This is a genomic window from Pseudomonas sp. MF6394, from assembly GCF_002018845.1.
Taxonomy (GTDB): domain Bacteria; phylum Pseudomonadota; class Gammaproteobacteria; order Pseudomonadales; family Pseudomonadaceae; genus Aquipseudomonas; species Aquipseudomonas lactis.
Genome location: NZ_MVOJ01000016.1, coordinates 137,545 through 158,698, shown reverse-complemented (window position 1 = coordinate 158,698; position 21,154 = coordinate 137,545). Strand labels below are relative to the sequence as shown.

General features: G+C 60.7%; 13 protein-coding genes. 12 read left to right on the top strand and 1 reads right to left on the bottom strand.

The features are described from left to right. On the bottom strand, nt 1–4,510 hold a 4,510-nt coding region (locus MF6394_RS18105; protein ID WP_153046019.1), incomplete at its 3' end, for a retention module-containing protein. 336 nt (nt 4,511–4,846) lie between these two features. Between MF6394_RS18105 and MF6394_RS18100 the strand changes: the two genes are divergently transcribed. The 12 genes from MF6394_RS18100 (at nt 4,847) to MF6394_RS18045 (ending at nt 21,101) form a co-directional block, all read left to right on the top strand. Further along, nucleotides 4,847–6,202, top strand: a complete 1,356-nt coding sequence (locus MF6394_RS18100) for a TolC family outer membrane protein (RefSeq protein WP_032894249.1) — start codon at nt 4,847–4,849, stop codon at nt 6,200–6,202. 41 nt (nt 6,203–6,243) lie between these two features. After that, nucleotides 6,244–8,400 (top strand): type I secretion system permease/ATPase, encoded by a 2,157-nt coding sequence (locus tag MF6394_RS18095; protein ID WP_003187441.1) that lies wholly within the window; start codon nt 6,244–6,246, stop codon nt 8,398–8,400. After that, nucleotides 8,390–9,754 carry an HlyD family type I secretion periplasmic adaptor subunit gene (locus MF6394_RS18090; RefSeq protein WP_032894247.1) on the top strand — a complete coding sequence of 455 codons (1,365 nt, stop codon included), beginning with the start codon at nt 8,390–8,392 and terminating at the stop codon, nt 9,752–9,754. Before MF6394_RS18095 ends, MF6394_RS18090 begins: the two co-directional genes overlap by 11 nt. A gap of 214 nt (nt 9,755–9,968) precedes the next feature. Next, complete coding sequence (locus MF6394_RS18085; protein WP_078467202.1) at nt 9,969–10,841, top strand: TauD/TfdA dioxygenase family protein; 873 nt, start codon at nt 9,969–9,971, stop codon at nt 10,839–10,841. A gap of 77 nt (nt 10,842–10,918) precedes the next feature. Then, nucleotides 10,919–11,743 (top strand): hypothetical protein, encoded by an 825-nt coding sequence (locus MF6394_RS18080; RefSeq protein WP_078467201.1) that lies wholly within the window; start codon nt 10,919–10,921, stop codon nt 11,741–11,743. 81 nt (nt 11,744–11,824) lie between these two features. Next, nucleotides 11,825–12,745, top strand: coding sequence for a LysR family transcriptional regulator (locus MF6394_RS18075; RefSeq protein WP_032894244.1), 921 nt, complete (start codon nt 11,825–11,827; stop codon nt 12,743–12,745). 227 nt (nt 12,746–12,972) lie between these two features. Beyond that, entirely contained in the window at nt 12,973–14,508 is a 1,536-nt protein-coding gene (locus MF6394_RS18070; RefSeq protein WP_078467200.1) for an MFS transporter, read from the top strand. A gap of 15 nt (nt 14,509–14,523) precedes the next feature. Then, nucleotides 14,524–15,582 (top strand): HlyD family secretion protein, encoded by a 1,059-nt coding sequence (locus tag MF6394_RS18065; RefSeq protein ID WP_014716373.1) that lies wholly within the window; start codon nt 14,524–14,526, stop codon nt 15,580–15,582. Then, nucleotides 15,579–17,024, top strand: coding sequence for an efflux transporter outer membrane subunit (locus MF6394_RS18060; RefSeq protein ID WP_047712280.1), 1,446 nt, complete (start codon nt 15,579–15,581; stop codon nt 17,022–17,024). Before MF6394_RS18065 ends, MF6394_RS18060 begins: the two co-directional genes overlap by 4 nt. A gap of 74 nt (nt 17,025–17,098) precedes the next feature. Beyond that, nucleotides 17,099–17,608, top strand: a complete 510-nt coding sequence (locus tag MF6394_RS18055; RefSeq protein WP_003187450.1) for a sigma-70 family RNA polymerase sigma factor — start codon at nt 17,099–17,101, stop codon at nt 17,606–17,608. Continuing rightward, on the top strand, nt 17,605–18,555 hold the full coding sequence (locus tag MF6394_RS18050; RefSeq protein WP_047712281.1) for a FecR domain-containing protein: 951 nt from the start codon (nt 17,605–17,607) through the stop codon (nt 18,553–18,555). Before MF6394_RS18055 ends, MF6394_RS18050 begins: the two co-directional genes overlap by 4 nt. A gap of 92 nt (nt 18,556–18,647) precedes the next feature. After that, nucleotides 18,648–21,101 (top strand): TonB-dependent siderophore receptor, encoded by a 2,454-nt coding sequence (locus MF6394_RS18045; RefSeq protein WP_078467199.1) that lies wholly within the window; start codon nt 18,648–18,650, stop codon nt 21,099–21,101. Nucleotides 21,102–21,154: the final 53 nt, after the last annotated feature.

Here is a 21,154-nt window from a genome sequence, read left to right as displayed (position 1 = left end):
TGGTATTAACCGGGGTAGTACCTGGAACCAGATTTTCAAAGTGCTCGCCGCCGGTCACGCCTTTGATGGCGGTAGTGACGGTCTGGTCGCCTTTGTAGACATCGTCTGGCGCGATGGTGGTGATAGAACCGCTCGACTGGTTTACGCCAATAGTGATGGTCTGGCCGTTATCCAATGTCACGGTCAGCGGGTTGGTGATGTTGGTCACCGGTGCGCCGTTTTTATCCACAAGGCTGGCGGTGTAGACGATATTGCCGCCTTCGCCAACGGTGGTGGTAGCAGTTAGAACTACATCCACCTTGTCGATGGTGTCGTTGATCGTGGTCGTTGCGCCGGAGCCTGCCACTTCGAGTTTTTCGAAGTTGCCGCCGGAAGCGTCAGTAATCTTGACGGTCTGGGTACTCTTATCGATGAACACGTCATCGCTAGGAGCGGGCACGGTTACGGTGCCAACCGTGTCGCCAGCCTTGATGGTGATCGAAGAGCCGTTATCCAACTTCAGCGTGACGTCGGTACCGGCCTTATTGCTCAAGGTCGCGGTATAGGTGATCTGGCCACCCTCATTCGCCTCCGTCGGCGCTGTCAGCGTAACGGTGGTGGTGTTATCGGTGCTCGGTGTATCGGTAACGGTGGTGTTAACCGGGGTAGTACCTGGAACCAGATTTTCGAAGTGCTCGCCGCCGGTAACACCCTTGATAGCGGTGGTGACGGTTTGATCGCCTTTATAGACATCATCAGGAGCAAGAACCGAAACGCTACCGCTAGTCTGGTTTACGCCAATGGTGATGGTCTGGCCGTTATCCAAGGTGACGGTCAACGGGTTGGTGATGTTAGTCACCGGCGCACCGTTTTTATCCACAAGGCTGGCGGTGTAGACGATGTTGCCGCCTTCACCAACGGTGGTGGTGGCCGTCAGGACCACATCAACTTTGTCGATCGTGTCGTTGATGGTGGTGGTTGCGCCGTTGCCTGCCACTTCGAGTTTTTCGAAGTTGCCGCCGGTGGTCTCGGTGATCTTGACGGTCTGAGTGCTCTTATCGATGAACACGTCATCGGTAGGCGCAGGCACGGTTACGGTGCCAATAGTTTCTCCAGCCTTGATGGTGATCGAAGAGCCGTTATCCAACTTCAGCGTGACGTCGGTACCGGCCTTGTTGCTCAAGGTCGCGGTGTAGGTGATCTGACCACCTTCGCTCGCTTCGGTTGGAGCCGTCAGCGTCACGGTAGTGGTGTTATCGGTACCCGGTGTATCAGTCACAGTTGTGGTGACGTTATCGGTACCTGGGACCAGATTTTCAAAGTGCTCGCCGCCGGTCACGCCTTTGATAGCAGTAGTGACGGTCTGATCGCCTTTATAGACATCATCAGGAGCAAGAACCGAAACGCTACCGCTAGTCTGGTTTACGCCAATGGTGATGGTCTGGCCGTTATCCAAGGTGACGGTCAACGGGTTGGTGATGTTGGTCACCGGTGCGCCGTTTTTATCCACAAGGCTGGCGGTGTAAACGATATTGCCGCCTTCGCCAACAGTGTTGGTGGCCGTCAGAACCACATCGACTTTGTCGATGGTGTCGTTGATCGTCGTGGTTGCGCCATTACCTGCAACTTCCAGTTTTTCGAAGTTGCCGCCGATGGTTTCGGTGATCTGGACGGTCTGGGTGCTCTTGTCGATAAACACGTCATCGGTAGGCGCAGGCACGGTTACGGTGCCAACAGTTTCTCCAGCCTTGATGGTGATCGAAGAGCCGTTATCCAACTTCAGCGTGACGTCAGTACCGGCCTTATTGCTCAAGGTCGCGGTGTAGGTGATCTGACCACCTTCGCTCGCTTCGGTTGGAGCCGTCAGCGTCACCGTAGTGGTGTTGTCAGTGCCTGGTGTATCTGTAACGGTGGTATTAACCGGGGTAGTAACAGGAACCAAGTTCTCGAAATGCTCGCCACCGGTCACGCCCTTGATAGCAGCAGTGACGGTCTGATCGCCTTTATAAATATCGTCTGGCGCCACGGTAGTAACGGTGCCGCTAGATTGGTTAACACCGATAGTAATGGTCTGACCGTTATCCAAAGTCACGGTCAACGGGTTGGTGATGTTAGTCACCGGCGCGCCGTTCTTATCCACAAGGCTGGCGGTGTAGACGATATTGCCGCCTTCACCAACGGTAGTGGTCGCCGTCAGCACCACATCAACCTTGTCGAGGGTGTCGTTGATCGTGGTGGTTGCGCCATTGCCTGCAACTTCCAATTTCTCGAAGTTGCCGCCAGAGGTCTCAGTGATCTGAACGGTCTGCGTGCTCTTGTCGATGAACACGTCATCGGTAGGCGCAGGCACAGTCACGGTGCCAACAGTTTCGCCAGCCTTGATCGTGATCGAGGAGCCGTTATCCAACTTCAGCGTGACATCAGTGCCCGCTTTGTTGGAAAGCGTGGCGGTATACGTAACCTGCCCACCTTCGTTCGCCTCGGTTGGCGCTGTCAGCGTCACAGTGGTGGTGTCGATCGAATCGGTAATGGTGGTAATCGCTGGCGTGGTGCTCGGCACCAGGCTCTCGAAATTGCCGCCAGTCGCGCTCGCAATCGTCGTACTGACGGTGCTGCCGTTGACGTAGACGTCATTAGCCGGCGTATCAACGACAACGCTGCCTGTCGACTCACCGGCCTTGATGGTGATCACCGAGCCATTGCTCAAGGTGACGTTCACCGGGGTCTGCGCCGGGTTGGTCAAGGTGGCGGTGTAGGTGATCTGGCCGCCTTCGGTGACGGTCGAACCAGCGGTCAGAGTGACCGTGGTGGTGTCGATCGAATCGGTAATGGTGGTGACCGCAGGCGTGGTATTCGGCACCAGGTTCTCGAAGTTACCGCCCGTTGCACCAGTGATGGTGGTGCTGACCGTCGAACCGTTGTTGTAGACGTCGTTAGCCGGCGTATCAACGACAACACTGCCTGTCGATTCGCCGGCCTTGATGGTGATCACCGAGCCATTGCTCAAGGTGACGTTCACCGGGGTCTGCGCCGGGTTGGTCAGCGTGGCGGTGTAGGTGATCTGGCCGCCTTCGGTGACGGTCGAGCCAGCGGTCAGGGTGACCGTGGTGGTGTCGATCGAATCGGTAATGGTAGTAACCGCAGGCGTGGTATTCGGTACCAGGTTCTCGAAGTTACCGCCCGTTGCACCAGTGATGGTGGTGCTGACGGTAGAGCCATTGTTGTAGACATCGTTAGCCGGTGTATCAACCACAACGCTGCCTGTCGACTCACCGGCCTTGATGGTGATCACCGAGCCATTGCTCAAGGTGACGTTCACCGGGGTCTGCGCCGGGTTGGTCAAGGTGGCGGTGTAGGTGATCTGGCCGCCTTCGGTGACGGTCGAACCAGCGGTCAGAGTCACCGTGGTGGTGTCGATCGAATCGGTAATGGTGGTGACCGCAGGCGTGGTATTCGGTACCAGGTTCTCGAAGTTGCCGCCCGTTGCGCCGGTGATGGTGGTGCTGACCGTCGACCCATTGTTGTAGACGTCGTTAGCTGGCGTATCAACGACAACGGTACCCGTCGACTCACCGGCCTTGATGGTGATCACCGAGCCATTGCTCAAGGTGATGTTCACCGGTGTCTGCGCTGGGTTGGTCAGGGTGGCGGTATAGGTGATCTGGCCGCCTTCGGTCACGGTCGAACCAGCGGTCAGGGTGACCGTGGTGGTGTCGATGGTGTCGGTGATCTGCGTCACGGCCGGGTTAGGGTCGATGGTCAATACCAGGTTGCCGCCGCCGCTGGTGCCGGTAACGCCCACGCTGATCTGGCTCGGGTCGTTGTAGGGGGTGTCGTTAGGGGCCAGGGGAACGTTGACCGTACCGGTCAGTTGGCCGGACGGGATGGTAATCACCGCGCCATTGGACAAGGTGACGGTCAGGTCGCTGGTGGAGGGCCTGGTCACGGTGGCGGTGTAGGTCAGCACACCACCGGCTTCGGTGATGGTGGGCGTTGCGCTCACGGACAGGGTCGACGGCTGCAGCACCAGGTTGCCCGCGTCAGCGGAGCCTGGGGCGCCGGTCAGCGCGTTGAGAGCCGAAGTGCCCTGGCCAAGTGTGCCGGTTGGGAAGCCGATGGTCGGATCGACGCGGCCGGCGGTCGCATCCAGCACCACAAAGCTGTGGCCACCCCCGGCGGCACCGTTACCGGCAGCGTTTGCGCCAGCTGCGGTGGCTTCCAGGTCGGTGGTCGGGTCAGCGCCGGCGGCGATGGCTTGTTGCAACTCGGCCACCGATGGCGCGGCTTGCTCGCTGGCCGCCGCCAGGTCGGTGGTGGAGTCCGGCATATCGGCGCTCCACTGGGTGTCACGGCCCAGGTCCAGGATGCGACCGTCGGCAAGCTCCAGGCTCACGGCGCCCGACATACCGGTGTCGATCTGGTCGCCCGCGAACAAGCGATCACCTTCAATGAGGACGCGGCGAGCACCTTCCGGAGAAATTACGAAAACTTGACCAACAATGCTTTTGACGGTGGCAACAACACTGCTCATTAAAATTTTCTCCGGCGATCCGTTTCGACAAATCCATTTCGCAGCGCGCTATTAGCGCTGCCAATCTGGGGGCGTAGTCTATAAATGCATTGACGTCAAATATTTGGCTGGATTTTTTAGCTATCTAGTTTGTGCCAAACTATTGACCTTATGGTCGCCATCCTAAACAATCGCCCTAGTAATGTCACATTGATATTTATGCGGCGAACCGTCCTACATGTGTGAAGCAGTTCCGCTTTTTGAACTTTCCGACGTACGGTCATCACGGTAGCCATTATCCGACGCAGCGGTGCCAATCGCTGTGATTTAAGACAAGAAGTCTTGGGGAAATTTTAAATGCGTTTGCACCTGTTCAAGGCAATACCGTTCGCTCTCGCCGCCAGTTTCGTACAAGCCCAGACACTGCCCCAAGCCATGCAACAGGCATTGGACGTACACCCGGAAATTCAGGCGGGTGTTAACAGCCGCATCGCCGCCGATTACCAATTGCGCGCCGCACAAGGTGGCTACCTGCCGCGTGTCGACTTGAACGCCGGTTACGGCCGCCAAGGAACCGACAACGCCACCACCCGCGCCAACAACCCTGGCGGCAATCACTGGGACACGCTTAACCGCGGCGAATCCAGCCTGCGCCTGCAGCAAATGATTTTTGACGGTTTTGCTACCTCCAGCGAAGTCGGGCGTCAACAAGCCAACGTTAATTCCCGCGCTTACTCCTTGCTGGGGACTTCCGAGCGCACTGCGCTGACCGTTGCCCAGGTTTACCTGGAAGTATTGACCCGCCGTGAGTTCGTGCGCCTGGCCGAAGACAACCTGCGCAACCACGAGCGCATCTACGATCAGATCAAGTTGCGCACCCAGCGTGGCGTCGGCAACGGTGCCGATCAGGACCAGGCCGAAGCGCGCCTGGCTCAGGCCCGCAACAACTTGATCACCGAGCAGACCAACCTGGCCGACGCGCAGGTCAACTACCTCAGCGCCGTCGGCCAGATGCCCGACGAACTCGAGCGTCCGGCCCCGTTCATGGCCATGCTGCCAGCCGACCTGAACGAAGCGCGCCGTCAGATGCTCGACAACAGCCCGGTGCTGCGTTCGGCCGAGTCGGATATCTCTGCCGCCGAGAAGCAGTACGACGCTGCCAAATCCACGTTCTATCCGCGCTTTGACGCTGAACTGGGCACCAACGCCGACAACAACGTCTCCGGTGATCCCAACCACAGCAATGGCTGGGAAGCCATGGTGCGCATGCGCTTCAACCTGTTCGCCGGTGGCAGCAACAAGGCCGACCTGCAATCGAAGTCCTACCAGGCCAACCAGGCGCTCGACATCCGCAACAACGCCTTGCGCCAACTCAATGAAGAGCTAGGCTTGGCTTGGAACGCCCTGAACAACGCTAACGCGCAATTGCCGGTCGCCCAGCAGTACGTGGATCACAGCACCCGCGTACGCACGTCCTACCAGCAACAGTTCAGCCTTGGTCAACGTACTCTGTTGGATTTGCTCGACAGCGAGAATGAATTGTTCACTGCTTCCCGCCGCCTGGAAGAAATCAAGAACATTCAGTTATTTACTCAGTACCGAATCAAGGCGACCATGGGCGAATTGCTCAAGAGCCAGGGAGTGGTTGCACCAATGGCCTCCGTCGTGCAGAACGACGTGAAACCTAAAGTCCAACTGCCTGGGATGAATTGAGCCACCCCAATAGCCCCATCTGTTAGTCGAGAGTGCGCCGCGTGGAACCTGAAGTCAGTCGAGTTCATCTCAGTCATGATCCACGCGCACTGCACGATGACCCGTTACTCGACGGGTTGTTGGCGCTCTGCGCCCTGCATCAGAAACCGGCCAGTGCGGCCATGCTCACCACCGGCCTGCCGCTGCCTTCGCAACGTTTGAGTGCCGAGTTGCTGTCGCGTGCCGCTGCGCGGGCCGGGCTGCAAGGCCGGCTGCTGCAACGCAAGCTGGATCAGATCCCGACCATTGCATTGCCGGCGCTGCTGTTGCTCAAGGACGGTCGCAGTACCGTGCTGGTCGGCTGGCAGGGCGAAGATCAAGCGCGGATCCTGCTCAGTGAAAGCGACGGCGGTGAAGTGCTGATCAAGCGCGAAGCATTGGCCGACGACTACATCGGCAAAGTCTTCTTTGCACAGCCGCAACACAAATTCGACGTCAACCACGGCAGCCTGATTCCACGGGCGCGCTCGTGGTTCCGTGACACCCTCATGCGTTCGCGCTGGCTCTACACCGACGCCATCGCCGCCAGCTTCCTGATCAACATCATCGCCATGGCCGCGCCGCTGTTCGTGATGAACGTGTACGACCGCGTCGTGCCGAACCAGGCCACCGCCACCCTGTGGGTGCTGGCCGTGGGCATCTGCGGTGCCTACCTGTTCGACCTGATCCTCAAAAGCCTGCGCAGCCTTTGCCTGGACCTGGCCGGTAAAAAAACCGACCTGATCATCTCGGCCACGTTGTTCGAGCGTATCGTCGGCATGTCCATGAAGTACCGCCCGGCGCGGGTCGGCAGCTTCGCGCAGAACATCCACGAGTTTCAAAGCCTGCGCGACTTCCTCGCGTCTTTGACCCTCACCAGCCTGATCGACCTGCCGTTTACGCTGCTGATCTTCCTGGTCATCGCCATCCTCGGCGGGCACCTGGTGTGGATTCCGGTGTTGGCATTCCCGCTGGCCCTGGGCATTGGCTACGCCTTGCAGAAGCCCCTGGTCGCGACCATGGAGCGCACCATGGCGCTGGCCGCCGAGCGCCAGTCGAGCCTGATCGAAACCCTCGCCGGGCTCGATGCGGTCAAGGTCAACAACGCCGAGAGCGAGCGTCAGTACGGCTGGGAACAGACCATCGGCACCCTGAGCCGGCTTGAGCTGCGGGTGAAGTTGCTGTCGGGCCTGTCGATGAACATGACGCTGCTGATCCAGCAACTGGCTGGCGTAATCATGATCGTGTTCGGCGTGTACCAGATCATCGACGGCAACCTCAGCATGGGCGGCCTGATTGCCTGCTACATGCTCAGTGGCCGTGCCTTGAGCCCGCTGGCCTCGTTGTCGGGCCTGCTCACGCGCTACCAGCAAGCCAAGGTCACCATGACCTCGGTGGACCAGATGATGGAGCTGCCCCAGGAGCGCAACTTCGAAGAGCGCCCCATGAGCCGTCGCACCCTGCAAGGCGCCATCGAGTGCCGGGGCCTGAACTTCACTTACCCGAACCAGCAGAACCCGGCGCTGAAAAACATCAACCTGGTGATCAAACCAGGGGAAAAAATCGGCATCATCGGCCGCAGCGGCTCGGGCAAAAGCTCCCTGGCCAAGTTGATCGTCGGCCTTTACCAGCCCGACTCCGGCTCCTTGCTGGTGGATGGCGTGGACGTGCGCCAGATCGACGTGAGCGAGCTGCGTCACAACATCGGCTATGTGGCCCAGGATATTCAATTGCTGGCCGGCACCCTGCGCGACAACCTGGTATCCGGTGCGCGCTACGTCGAGGATGAAATGGTCCTGCAAGCTGCCGAACTGGCTGGCGTGCACGAATTTGCCCGCCTGCATCCCCAAGGCTACGAACTGCAAGTCGGCGAGCGTGGGCAGAACCTGTCCGGCGGCCAGCGCCAGAACGTTGCCCTGGCCCGTGCGCTGCTGCTCAACCCGCCCATGCTGTTGCTGGACGAACCCACCAGCGCCATGGACAACACCGGTGAAGAACGCTTGAAACAACGCCTGCAAGCCGTGGTGCAAAACAAGACCGTGGTGCTGGTCACGCACCGAGCCTCACTGCTCTCGCTGGTGGACCGCCTGTTGGTGGTCGATCGTGGGCAGATTCTCGCGGACGGCCCGAAAGCCGTGGTCATGGAAGCGTTGAAGAAGGGGCAGATCAGTGTTGCTTAACTCCATCAAGAGTGCGGTCGGCCGCTACTTCAAAGGCTCCGATTCGCTGCAGGGCCAGCCGCTACCCGAGGTCAACAAGGCGCTGATCGAAGATGCGCCGCGGGTGATCCGCCTGACCATCTGGGCGATTATCGCGTTCTTTATATTCCTGGTGGTGTGGGCCGGTTTCTCCCAGATCGACGAAGTGACCCGTGGCGATGGCAAGGCGATTCCGTCGTCCAAATTGCAGAAAATCCAGAACCTGGAAGGCGGTATCGTCGCCGAGCTGTACGTCAAGGAAGGCCAGATCGTAGAGGCCGGCGCGCCGTTGATTCGTCTCGACGACACGCGGTTTGTCTCCAACGCCGGCGAAACCGAAGCCCTGCGCCTGGCCATGCAGCTGCGCGTCGAGCGTTTGAGCGCGCAGGTGGATGACCGCCCGCTGAACATCCCCGACGACGTGCTCAAGGCCGCGCCGAGCCAGGCCGCCAACGAGCGCTCCTTGTATGAAAGCCGCCGCCAGCAGTTGAAAGACGAAGTCGGCGGCTTGCAGGAGCAACTCGTCCAGCGCCAACAGGAACTGCGCGAGTTCACCTCCAAGCAGGGCCAATACCGCAGCCAGTTGTCCCTGCAACGCCAGGAAATCAACATGTCCGAGCCGTTGGTGGCCCAGGGTGCGGTGTCGCCGGTAGAAGTGCTGCGCCTCAAGCGCGCCGAAATGGAAACCCGTGGGCAGTTGGATGCCACCACCCTGGCAATCCCGCGTGCGGAATCAGCGATCAAGGAAGTGCAACGCAAGATCGATGAAACCCGTGGCAAATTCCGCAGCGAAGCCCTGACCCAACTCAACGAAGCCCGTACTGAACTGAACAAGGCCGAGTCCACCGGGCGCGCGTTGGAAGACCGAGTCAGCCGTACCCTGGTCACCTCACCAGTGCGCGGGATCGTCAAGCAGTTGCTGGTCAACACCGTTGGCGGTGTGATCCAGCCTGGCAGCGACATGGTCGAAATCGTGCCGCTGAACGACACCTTGCTGGTAGAAGCCAAGATCCGCCCGCAAGACATCGCCTTCCTGCACCCTGGGCAGGAAGCGGTGGTCAAGTTCACCGCGTATGACTACACCATCTACGGCGGGCTGAAAGCCAAGCTCGAACGCATCGGTGCCGACACCATCACCGATGAAGACAAGAAGACCACCTACTACATGATCACCCTGCGCACTGATCGCAGCCATCTGGGCACGGACGAGAAGCCGCTGTTGATCATCCCCGGCATGGTTGCTTCGGTGGATATTATCACCGGCAAGAAAAGCATCCTCAGCTACCTGCTCAAGCCGATCATCAAGGCACGGGCAGAGGCGTTGCACGAGCGTTGATCTTTATCGCCGTACTGACGCCTTCGCGAGCAAGCCCGCTCCCACTTTGGAATGCTTTCCAAATGTGGGAGCGGGCTTGCTCGCGAAAGGGCCATCAGCGCCACCGCGTATAAACTGCCTACCTCAAAACGCCATATCAATATGCTCTAACAGTATTTAAAATCCGGTTGTTATACCTATAAATTCACTCCCCTGTCCGCCGGGAATGAATCCAATGTCTGCCACCACCGCCCCCCAAACCTTCGACATCCGCCCCTTCCCCGGCAGTGTCGGCGCCGAGATCATCGGCCTGGACTTATCTCGCCCAGTCAACGACCAGGACTTCGCCCGCATCCACCGTGCGCACCTGGACCACCACGTCATCGTGTTCCGCGACCAACGCATCACCCCCGCACAACAGATCGCCTTCAGCCGCCGTTTCGGTGTGTTGCAGATCCATGTGCTTAAACAGTTCCTGCTGGCCAACCACCCCGAAATCCTGATCGTCTCCAACATCATCGAGAACGGCCAATCGATCGGCCTGGGGGATGCGGGCAAGTTCTGGCATTCGGACCTGTCATACAAAGAACTGCCCAGCCTGGGCTCGATGCTGCACGCCCAGGAACTGCCCTCTGAAGGCGGCGACACCCTGTTCGCCGACATGCACAAAGCCTGGGAGCAACTGCCCGGCCACCTGCGCAATGCCGTCGAAGGCCGCAGCGCCGCGCACTCCTACACCGCGCGCTACAGCGAAACCAAATTCGAAGGCAACTGGCGCCCAACCCTTACCCCGGAACAGCTCGCCCAGGTTGTCGAAGTGGTGCACCCCATTGTGCGCACCCACCCGGAAAACGGCCGCAAGGCGCTGTTCGTCAGCGAGGGTTTCACCACCCGTATCGTCGGCCTGCCCGATGACGAAAGCCGTGACCTGCTGGCCCAGCTCTATGCCCACAGCGTGCTGCCGGAAAACATCTACCGTCATCAGTGGCAGCCCCACGACCTGGTGTTCTGGGACAACCGCTCGCTGATCCACCTGGCCGCCGGTTGCCCAAGCCACCTGCGGCGCAAATTGTTCCGTACCACAATTCAGGGGGATGCGCCTTTCTAGCCAGGCATCGGCCCCTAAAGCTTGTAGTACTTCAGCCGATGGCGATAACGAGAAAACTTTGTGGTTGGAACAGGGCTATGCACGCATCAAACAAGAACACGTTGACCATTATCTCCGTCGTTTCGCTACTTATGCTTTTCGGTTTTTCCGGGCTGATCAAGGAAAATTACGTGTCAGCCGACACGGCTTTTTTACTACTGGCTTGTTCGGTGGCAACAGGTTTTTATGTGGTACTGGCGTTTATTGAAAAAGTCCTCGAGCGGCTTTTCAAGGACTTCAAAGTCACTGTTATTTTCTGGGGCTTTTTGCTTGCCACATTAGGTTACGTAGGACGGCTGCGGGCGGTAGCCGACGTTAATGCAATTTTCCATGTGGATGCATCCGCTTTTCCTTTGACAATGATCGCTGGCACAACTCTTCACATGGCCAAGCTGATGTTTTGGCCTTGTATCGGTGTCGTGCTGATCACTGCATGTATTTTAGTGCTGATCTGTATGGGCAGTTATTTCGAAAGCGCGAGCTCTGCCGAGGAAAAATGGGGTGTGGTGGTTCCAGCAATAACTGCACTGATTACCTGCGGTATTGGTGCGTTGTTTATCAGTAGCAACTTGTCGCCGGAGCGCCGTGCCGAGATCTTGTACCGTACGGCTCACACGACAGACTTCAATGATACGTTTCGTTGCGCAGGTATCGACGACCGGCAGTACAGCGCAATTTTCCTGGGGCCTGAACAGCGTAGAGTGCTGCTGGCTCCCAAGCTCCAGGAGTTCTCGTTGGAGAAGAAAGCTTACGTGTTAAAACGTGCGGAGGTGCCGGAAGACTTTTCGATTCTCGAGTGTTTTCCCGACAACCCGAAACCCGCCACCTTGCCGTCCCCGTACTCTTTCGATTCCCGCGAGTAATCGTTTACGTGCCTGCGTGTTCGGTCTGATTGCTGCTACGATTGCGCCCAGTTCACTCCCTATCGACCACGAGTGCTTGGCATGCAACTACCGGACATGAACCTGCTGGTCGCCCTCGACGCGTTGCTCGATGAGGGCAGTGTGGTGGGCGCCGCACGGCGGATGAACCTCAGCCCAGCCGCCATGAGCCGTACCCTCACGCGTATTCGCGAAGCGGTCGGTGACCCGATCCTGGTACGTGCCGGCCGTGGCCTGGTGCCGACGCCCAAGGCGCTTGAGCTGCAAGGCCAGGTGCGCAACGTGGTGGAGCAGGCTGCGTTGTTGTTCCGTTCGGCGGACCAGGTTGATTTGAGCACCTTGCGCCGCCGCTTCAGCGTGCGCGCCAATGACTTTTTCATCGGCGTGTATGGCGGGCGGCTGTTCGACACCATGGAGCGCATGGCGCCGCTGTGCGAGCTGCGCTTCGTGCCCGAAGGCGACACCGACGATGAAGCCCTGCGCGAAGGGCGTTTGGACTTGAGGGTGAGCAACACCATGCCCGCCAGCCCGGAAGTGAAGGTGCAAAACCTGTTCTCCACCACCTTTGTCGGCCTGGCACGGCAAGACCACCCGTTGTTCGACGAAGAAATCACGGCGGCGCGGTTTGCCAGCTACTCCCACATCAGCATCTCGCGCCGCGGCATCGCCCGTGGGCCCATCGACACCGCGTTGAATGCCCAAGGCCTGGAGCGCCGTGTGGCCATGATCGCCCCAGGCTTTCACGGTGCGATGTTCATGCTGCCCGATTCCGACCTGCTGCTGCCGGTGCCCAAGGAAGCCCTCCTGAGCGCCAAACGTCTGAACCTGCCACTGCGCGCGTTCGCCTTGCCGATTTCATTGCCAACCCTGGTCCTGGCGCAATCCTGGCACCCACGCTTCGACAAAGACCCGGCCCATAAATGGCTGCGTGAAACCATGCGCGAAAGCTGTCATGCCACCTGGCTAGAAGCTCAGCCGGTATAACGCGAACGCGGATGAATGTGGGAGCTGGCTTGCCTGCGAAGGCGGCGTGTCAGTCACTGAATCTCTTACTGAACTGGCGCTATCGCAGGCAAGCCAGCTCCCACGGGGTTCAGTGTTGATGTTAAAAGTTGCGTCTGACGCACTTATAACCTGCCAACAAGTAACTTTTTGTCATGAGAGTGCCTGATTAAACTGCTCGGGTATTTCTCATTCCGAGTTACCTGTTCATGACGTCCCTCGCTGCCCCCGCTGTCCAGGCCGCAGCCAAACCTACGGCCCTGAGCCCACCCGTGTTCGGCCCGCGCATCATCATCGGGCTGCTCGGCGTATTGCTGGCGGTACTGGTCTCGGGTCTCAACGAGATGGTCACCAAGGTCGCCCTCGCCGATATCCGCGGTGCGCTGTACATCGGCTTTGACGAAGGCACCTGGCTGGTCGCGGCCTACACCGCCACTTCGGTCGCGGCCATGGCCTTCGCGCCGTGGTGCTCGGTGACGTTTTCCCTGCGTCGTTTCACGCTGTGCGCCATCGGCTTGTTCACCGTGCTGGGCATCCTCTGCCCGTTCGCACCCAACTACGAAAGCCTGTTGCTGCTGCGCACCGTGCAAGGCTTGGCTGGTGGCGCGCTGCCGCCGATGTTGATGACCGTGGCGCTGCGTTTCTTGCCAGCCAACGTCAAGTTGTACGGGTTGGCCGGTTACGCACTCACCGCCACCTTCGGTCCAAGCCTTGGCACACCGCTGGCGGCGTTGTGGACCGAATACGTCGGCTGGCAGTGGGCGTTCTGGCAGATCGTCGCGCCGTGCCTGCTGGCCATGGCGGCCGTGGCCTACGGCTTGCCACAAGACCCGCTGCGCCTGGAACGCTTCAAGCAGTTCAACTGGCGTGGGTTGCTATTGGGCTTCCCGGCGGTCTGCATGCTGGTGATCGGCCTGTTGCAAGGCAATCGCTTGGACTGGTTCGAGTCGGGCCTGATTACCTTCCTGCTGAGTGGCGGCACGCTGTTGCTGGTGCTGTTCATGCTCAACGAATGGTCGCAGCCGCTGCCCTTCTTCAACTTGCAGATGCTCGGCCTGCGCAACCTGGCGTTTGCCCTGATCGTACTGGCCGGCGTGCTGATGGTGCTGACCTCGGTGATCATCATCCCGTCCACTTTCCTCGCCCAGGTCCAGGGCTACCGGCCGCTGCAGACCGCACCGGTGATGCTGCTGATGGCGTTGCCGCAGTTGATCGCGCTGCCGCTGGTGGCGGCGCTGTGCAACCTGCGCTGGGTCGATTGCCGCTGGGTGCTGGGCATTGGCCTGAGCATGTTGGCGCTGTGCTGCCTCGGCAGTTCACACCTGACTTCGGCGTGGATTCGCGACGACTTTTATGGCTGGTACCTGCTGCAGATTTTCGGCCGGCCGATGGCCGTGTTGCCGCTGCTGATGCTGTCCACCGGCAGTATTCAACCCATCGAAGGGCCGTTCGCCTCGGCCTGGTTTAACACCGTCAAGGGCCTGGCTGCTGTGATCGCCACTGCGGTGCTGGATACATTGACCACCCAGCGCGGGCATTTCCATTCAACCATGTTGGTGGACCGCCTGGGCAATTCGCCCCTTGCCGACGCTGACGCGCCGGGCCTCGCCCACCGCTTGCACGAGCAGACCGTGGTGCTGACCTCTTCGGATCTTTACGTCGTCATGGCCGGTGTCGCGGTGGCGTTGATCCTGCTGATTTTCTGGATGCCCACGCGGATCTATCCGCCTCGCGCTCCGGCCTGACCACAAGGACTTTCCATGAAACGCAAAGACAAAATTGCCGTCTCCGTTATTGCTGTATTTGCCGTCGGCGTGCTGGTTTACCTGGTTGCGCCGGGCGTACTGGGCAGCAAGCACCAGACCACCAACGACGCCTTCGTCGCGGCTGATTTCACCCTGGTCGCTCCCCGCGTTGCCGGCTTCATCAAGGAGGTGCTGGTAGAAGACAACCAGCGTGTCAAAGCCGGGCAACTGCTGGCGTTGATCGACGACCGCGATTTTCGCGCCGCCGCCCAGGCCGCCGATGCCGACACCCTGGTCGCCCAGGCCCAGCTGAAAAACGCCAGCGCGACCCTGGAGCGCCAAAGCTCGGTGATCGCCCAGGCCCAGGCTACGGTGGCAGCGGATCGCGCCGAAGTGGCGTTTGCCGAGCATGAACTGAACCGCTACAACCACCTCGCCGGCGTCGGTGCGGGCACCGTGCAGAACGCCCAGCAAGCCAAGACACGCATCGATCAGGCCACTGCGCGTCTGGCTAAATCCACCGCCGTGCTGGCCGCCGAACGCAAGCAGGTGGAGATCCTCACCGCCCAACGTGATGCCGCCGAAGGTGGGCTCAAACGCGCCCAGGCCGCGCTGGAAATGGCCAGTTATCAGCTGTCTTACACGCGTATTGTCGCACCGGTGGATGGCATGGTCGGTGAGCGTGCGGTACGGGTCGGCGCTTACGTGACACCGGGTAGCAAGATCCTTGCGGTGGTGCCGCTTTCTGAAGCCTATGTGGTGGCCAATTTCCAGGAGACTCAACTGTCGCATATGCACGCAGGGCAAGCGGTGCAAGTCAGCGTCGACAGCCTTGACGGCGAACTGCTCAAAGGCCATCTGGAAAGCCTGGCGCCTGCCACCGGGGTGACCTTCGCCTCGGTCAAACCCGACAACGCCACCGGCAACTTCACCAAGGTGGTGCAGCGTATTCCGGTGAAGATCGTGCTTGAGCCGAACCAGCCACTGACCGAGCGCCTGCGCGTGGGCATGTCGGTAGAAGCCAGCGTCGATACCCGGCCCGTTGAGCAGCAGCGTGAGGTGGCCCAGCAATGAGACACCTCGCCTGGCTCACCCTGAGCCTTATCAGCCTGAGCGCCTGCACGGTCGGCCCGGATTTCCAACGGCCCGATGCCTCGCGCGTCGGCCAGTGGAGCGAACCCCAGGGCCGCCAGGCCGCCAGCCGCGCCGTCAGCGACCCCTTGCAGGAACGCTGGTGGGACGTGTTCCACGATGAGCAGCTCTCGGCCCTTACGCGCCGCGCCCTCAACGATAACCTCGACCTGAAACTGGCCAGCAGCCGCCTGCAACAAAGCCGCGCCATCCGCCAGGTGACCACGGCCGAGCGCTACCCCAACGTCGATGCCGGCGGCGCCTACCAGCGCAAGCGCAACAGCGGCAAAGGCTTGAACGACCCTTCCGGCGAGAATGGCCGCTCGGCCTTCAACCAATGGGACATGGGCTTCTCGGCCTCTTGGGAGCTGGATTTCTGGGGCCGGGTCAAGCGTGAAACCGAGGCCGCCGACGCCACGCTGGAAGTCGCCGAAAACGACCGTCGCGCCGTGTTGTTATCGGTGCTGGCCGAGACCGCCCAGGACTACATCCAACTGCGCGGCGTGCAAAACACCCGCGCTGTCACCGAGCAAAACCTCGACGTAGCGCGCCACAGCCTCAAGCTCTCGCAATTGCGGTTGGCCGACGGCGTGGCCACCGACCTGGATGTGGCCGAAGCCGCCGCCCAGGTCGCGGCTATCGAAGCGCGCCTGCCGGATCTACAGCAGCGCCAGGACCAGTTGATCAACGCCCTGAGCCTGCTGATGGGCGAGCCGCCTCAGGCCTTGCACGCGCAGTTGTCCAAAGACGCTCCCGTGCCGCAAACCCAACGCCAGGTCGCGATCGGCCTGCCATCGGAACTCGCCGAGCGTCGCCCCGACATCCGCCAGGCCGAAGCGCGCCTGCACGCTGCCACTGCCAGCATCGGCGTGGCCAAGGGTGACTTCTACCCGCGCATCACCCTGTCTGGCAGCCTGGGGTCCCAAGCCATGCAGCTCTCGGATTTCGGTTCTTGGGGTTCCCGCGCCTTTGCCTTCGGCCCACAGTTGAGCCTGCCGCTGTTCAACGGCGGACGCCTGCAAGGCATGCTGGATTTACGTGAAGCCCAGCAACAGGAAGCGGCCCTGGCCTACCAGCAAATCGTGCTGCGTGCCTGGCATGAAATCGACGACCAACTGACCCGCTACAACGCCAGCCAACTGCGCCGCGACAGCCTCGCGGAAGCCGTGCGCCAGAACCAAATTGCGCTGACCACCGCGCAACACCAGTACGTCGAAGGCGTGGCGGATTTCGTCAACGTACTCACCGTGCAGAGTGCGTTGTTGGCGACTCAGGAGCAGTGGGTAGAGAGCTCCACCGGCGTGTCATTGGCCATGGTCGGGCTGTACAAAGCGTTGGGAGGAGGGTGGGAGTCGGTGTACCCGTTGCAGACCGCTGGGCGCTGAGCAACAAAGAGTTTTTGTCAGTCGCCAAATAAGATGTAATGATAATTGCTCTCAATAACACTTCTGAGCTTTTCATGGGCAGCGCGACTGACGGCCAGCAACAGCTTCACATCCTGTACCGCGACCATCATGGCTGGCTGCAAGGCTGGTTGCGCAAGCGCCTGGGCGACCGCGAACAGGCCGCCGATGTGGCGCAGGACACCTTCCTGCGCCTGCTGGTGGCCGGGCGTTTCCCGGGTGACAAAGAAAGCCGAAGCTACTTGGCGCAGATCGCCCGCAACCTGGTGATCGACCAATGGCGCCGCCTGCGCATCGAGCGTGCGTACCTGGAAAGCATCGCGCACCTGCCCGAGCCCGAGTCGCCTTCCCTGGAAACCCGCGCGCTGATCCTCGAAACCCTGATGCAGATCGACGCCATGCTCGACCGCATGCCCGACAATGTACGCCGTGCGTTTTTGCTGTCGCAGTTCGAAGGCTTGAGCTATGCGCAAATCGCCGAGCGCCTGGGCGTCACCGTCAGCTCGGTGCAAAAGTACATGACCCGCGCCATCGTCGCCTGCTACCAGGTGGTGTACGAAGAATGAAGCGCGACGCGCCCATCGCCCCTGCGATTGTCGAGCAAGCCAGCGAGTGGTTGATGCTGCAATGGGGCGGCGAGCTCAAGGGCGAGCAGCGCCAGGCGTTTGCCCGCTGGCAGGCCGCTGACCCGGAACACCGCCGCGCCTGGCAGCGCTTGCAGCAGCTGCAACACACCCTAGGCGGCGTACCTGCCGACAGCGCTCGCGCAGTATTGCGCGACACCCCGGATACCCAACGCCGTGCCGCGCTCAAACTGCTCGGCCTGTTGTTGGTGGCCGGTGGCAGCGGCTATCTGGTGCAACGCAGCGAGCCCTGGCAAGCGGCCTTTGCAGAGTTGCGTACCGCCACGGGCGAAATTCGCCATATGACCTTGAGCGACGGCACGCAACTGGACCTCAACAGTGACAGCGCCGTAGACCTGCGTTTCAGCGCTACCGAACGACGTATTCGGCTGATCCGTGGCGAGGTCTTGCTGACCAGCGGCCACGATGCCTCGCGCCCGCTGATCGTCGAAACGCCTGCCGGTGATGTACAGGCGTTGGGCACGCGCTTTGCGGTACGTGAATTACCCGACGGCAGCCGTGTGGATTTGTACGAAGGTCGCCTGCGGGTCACGCCGTTGCAGGGCACGCCGGTGCATATGCAGGCAGGGGACAGCCTGTGGTTCAACGCACGCCAAAGCACCGCGTTGCCGACGGTGAGCGCCAATGCCAGCAGTTGGACCGAGCACCGTCTGGTTGCCGAGCGCCAGCCGTTGGGTGAGTTCGTGGCGCAACTGAGTCGCTACCGCCCGGGCCTGTTGCGCTGTGATCAGGCGGTGTCGAACCTGCTGTTGACCGGCGTGTTCCCGCTGAACGACACCGACGCGATCCTCGCCGCCTTGGAGCGTTCATTGCCCGTGCACGTGCAGGCGGTGACCCGTTACTGGGTAACGATCAAGGCGCGGGTCTGAAAATACTTTGTACAGGGCTTGTCGGTTTCTGCGGCCCGTTCGGGATACCTCTTGAAAGCCAATCAAGAAGCGTTCTCACGGGGAGTCCTGCCATGTCGCACCACCCAATCCAACCTTTGGCCCGCGCGCTGCGTCGTGGCCTGTTTGCCGGCCTGCTGGCAACGGCGCCTGTACTGCCGAGCATGGCTCAAGCCGAAGAAAGCACCGAAGCGCTGCGCAGCTATGACATTCCCGCGGGCAGCCTCGACCAGGCGTTGAACCGTTTCGCCAGTGCCTCAGGCATCCTGCTGTCGGTTGACGCTTCGCTCACCGACGGCAAGCGCAGCGCCGGCTTGAAAGGGCGTTACGGCGTAGGTTCGGGGTTGCAGCGCTTGCTGGCGGGCAGTGGTTTGGCGGCGGTGCAGTCCCAGGGCGGTTGGTCGTTGCAGGCCTTTTCCGGCGACGCAGCCTTGCAGTTGGGCGCGACCCAGATCAGTGGTCGGCAGGAGCAGGAAAGCGCCTGGGGCCCGGTGGACGGTATTGTCGCCAAGCGCAGCGCCTCGGGCAGCAAGACCGACTCGGCGCTGGTAGAAATCCCCCAGACCATCAACGTGATCACCGCCGCCGAGATCAAGGCGCGCGGAGCGCAGAGTGTCACCCAGGCGCTGCTCTATACCCCCGGCATGACGGCCGGCGGCTTTGCCGACCGAGTCAAATTGTTCGATGAGCCGACGTCACGCGGCTTCTCGCCCACGCCGCTGTACCTGGACGGGCTGCACCTGCCTTATGGCGGTGGCAGCACCGGGGGCGCGTTGCAGATCGAACCGTATTCCCTGGAGCGCATCGAAGTGCTCAAAGGCCCGGCGTCCGTGCTTTACGGCCAGAACCAGCCGGGCGGCATCGTCAATATGGTCAGCAAGCGCCCCAGCGAAACGCCGATACACCAAGTGGTACTGGAAGCCGGCACCTACGAACACAAAAGCGCGGCCATCGACCTGAGCGGCCCGCTGGACGAGGAGGGGCAGTTTCTCTACCGCCTGACCGGCCTGGCGAATGATGCGCAAGACGAAATCAACTACGTCGAAAACAAGCGCCAGTTCATCGCCCCCAGCCTCACCTGGCGCCCCAACGACGACACCAGCCTGACCCTGTTCGCCCAGTACCAGAAAGATAAAGGCGTGCCCGAAGCCCAAGGCCTGCCGGCGTCCGGCACGCTGTGGGACAACCCCAACGGCAAGATCAAGCGCGATGTGTTTATCGGCGAGCCGGGCGTCAACCAGTACAACCGCGAGCAATACGTGCTGGGCTACGAAGTTTCCCATCGCCTCAACGACATCTGGACCCTCAAGCAAAACGCCCGTTACGCCGAGGTCGACGACCGCTACACCGCGCCATTGCACGGCTACCGCTTCGTCGCCAACCCCAACACCGGCGTGCAGGACCAGCGCTACCTGCAGCGCTTCGGCGTGGACTGGTCGCAGACCAACAAAGTGTTCGGCGTGGACAGCATCGCCCAGGCCGAATTCGACACGGGCGCACTGTCCCACACCTTCATCGTTGGCCTGGACTACTACCATTCCAACTCGCAGTTCCATGGCCTGTACGACCGCAACCCGCCGATCATCGACCTGTTCAAACCGGTGTACGGCCAGCCCTTGAACTTCGGCCAACCGTACCGCTGGGACCGCACCATTACCCAGACCGGCCTGTATCTGCAGGACCAGATCAAGCTGGATAAATGGGTGCTGGTACTCGGTGGCCGCTACGACTGGGCGAATGTGGTGAACAAGGAGCCGATACAGGACACCCGCTTTGCCAGCAAAGACCAGGCATTCACCGGCCGTGCGGGCCTGGTGTACCTGTTCGATAACGGCGTGTCGCCCTTCGTCAGCTATTCGGAATCCTTCCTGCCGCTGGCCGGCACCGATGCGAACCGAAAACCCTTCGAACCGTCCACCGGCAAACAGTACGAAGTCGGCGTGAAGTTCCAGCCACCGGGCCAGAAGAGCTTCATCCAGGCCTCTGTGTACCAACTGGACCAGGAAAACGTGCTGACCACCAACCCGGTGGATACCACCTTCAGCACCCAAAGCGGCGCCCTGCGCTCGCGAGGTGTTGAACTGGAAGCCAAGGCGGTCTTGAGCGATGCCTGGGACGTGGTCGCCTCGGCTGCGCGCAATGACGTCAAATACACCAAGGACAACGATGGCCGCCAAGGTCGCCACCCGGCCGGCATCTCCCCACTCACCGCCTCGATGTGGGTCAACTACACCGTGCTCGGCGACACGCCCTTGGCAGGGTTGGGCGCGGGCCTGGGCGTGCGTTATGCCCGTCAAAGCCTGGGCGACGACTACGAAGGCGCTTTTAATGTGCCGTCCTACAGCGTCTACGATGCAAGCCTGAGCTACGACCTGGGCGCCTCGCCGCTCAAGCTCAAGGGCGTGAAACTGGCGATGAACGTGCAGAACCTCAGCAACAAGACCTACGTCTCGCAGTGCACCAGTGATCTGGATTGCTACTACGGGGAAGGACGCACGGTGGTGTCGAGCCTGACGTACGATTGGTAACTTAGCGTTTAGGTGATATTGGCTGCGGCGCGCACCCTTCAAGGGTGCGCTCT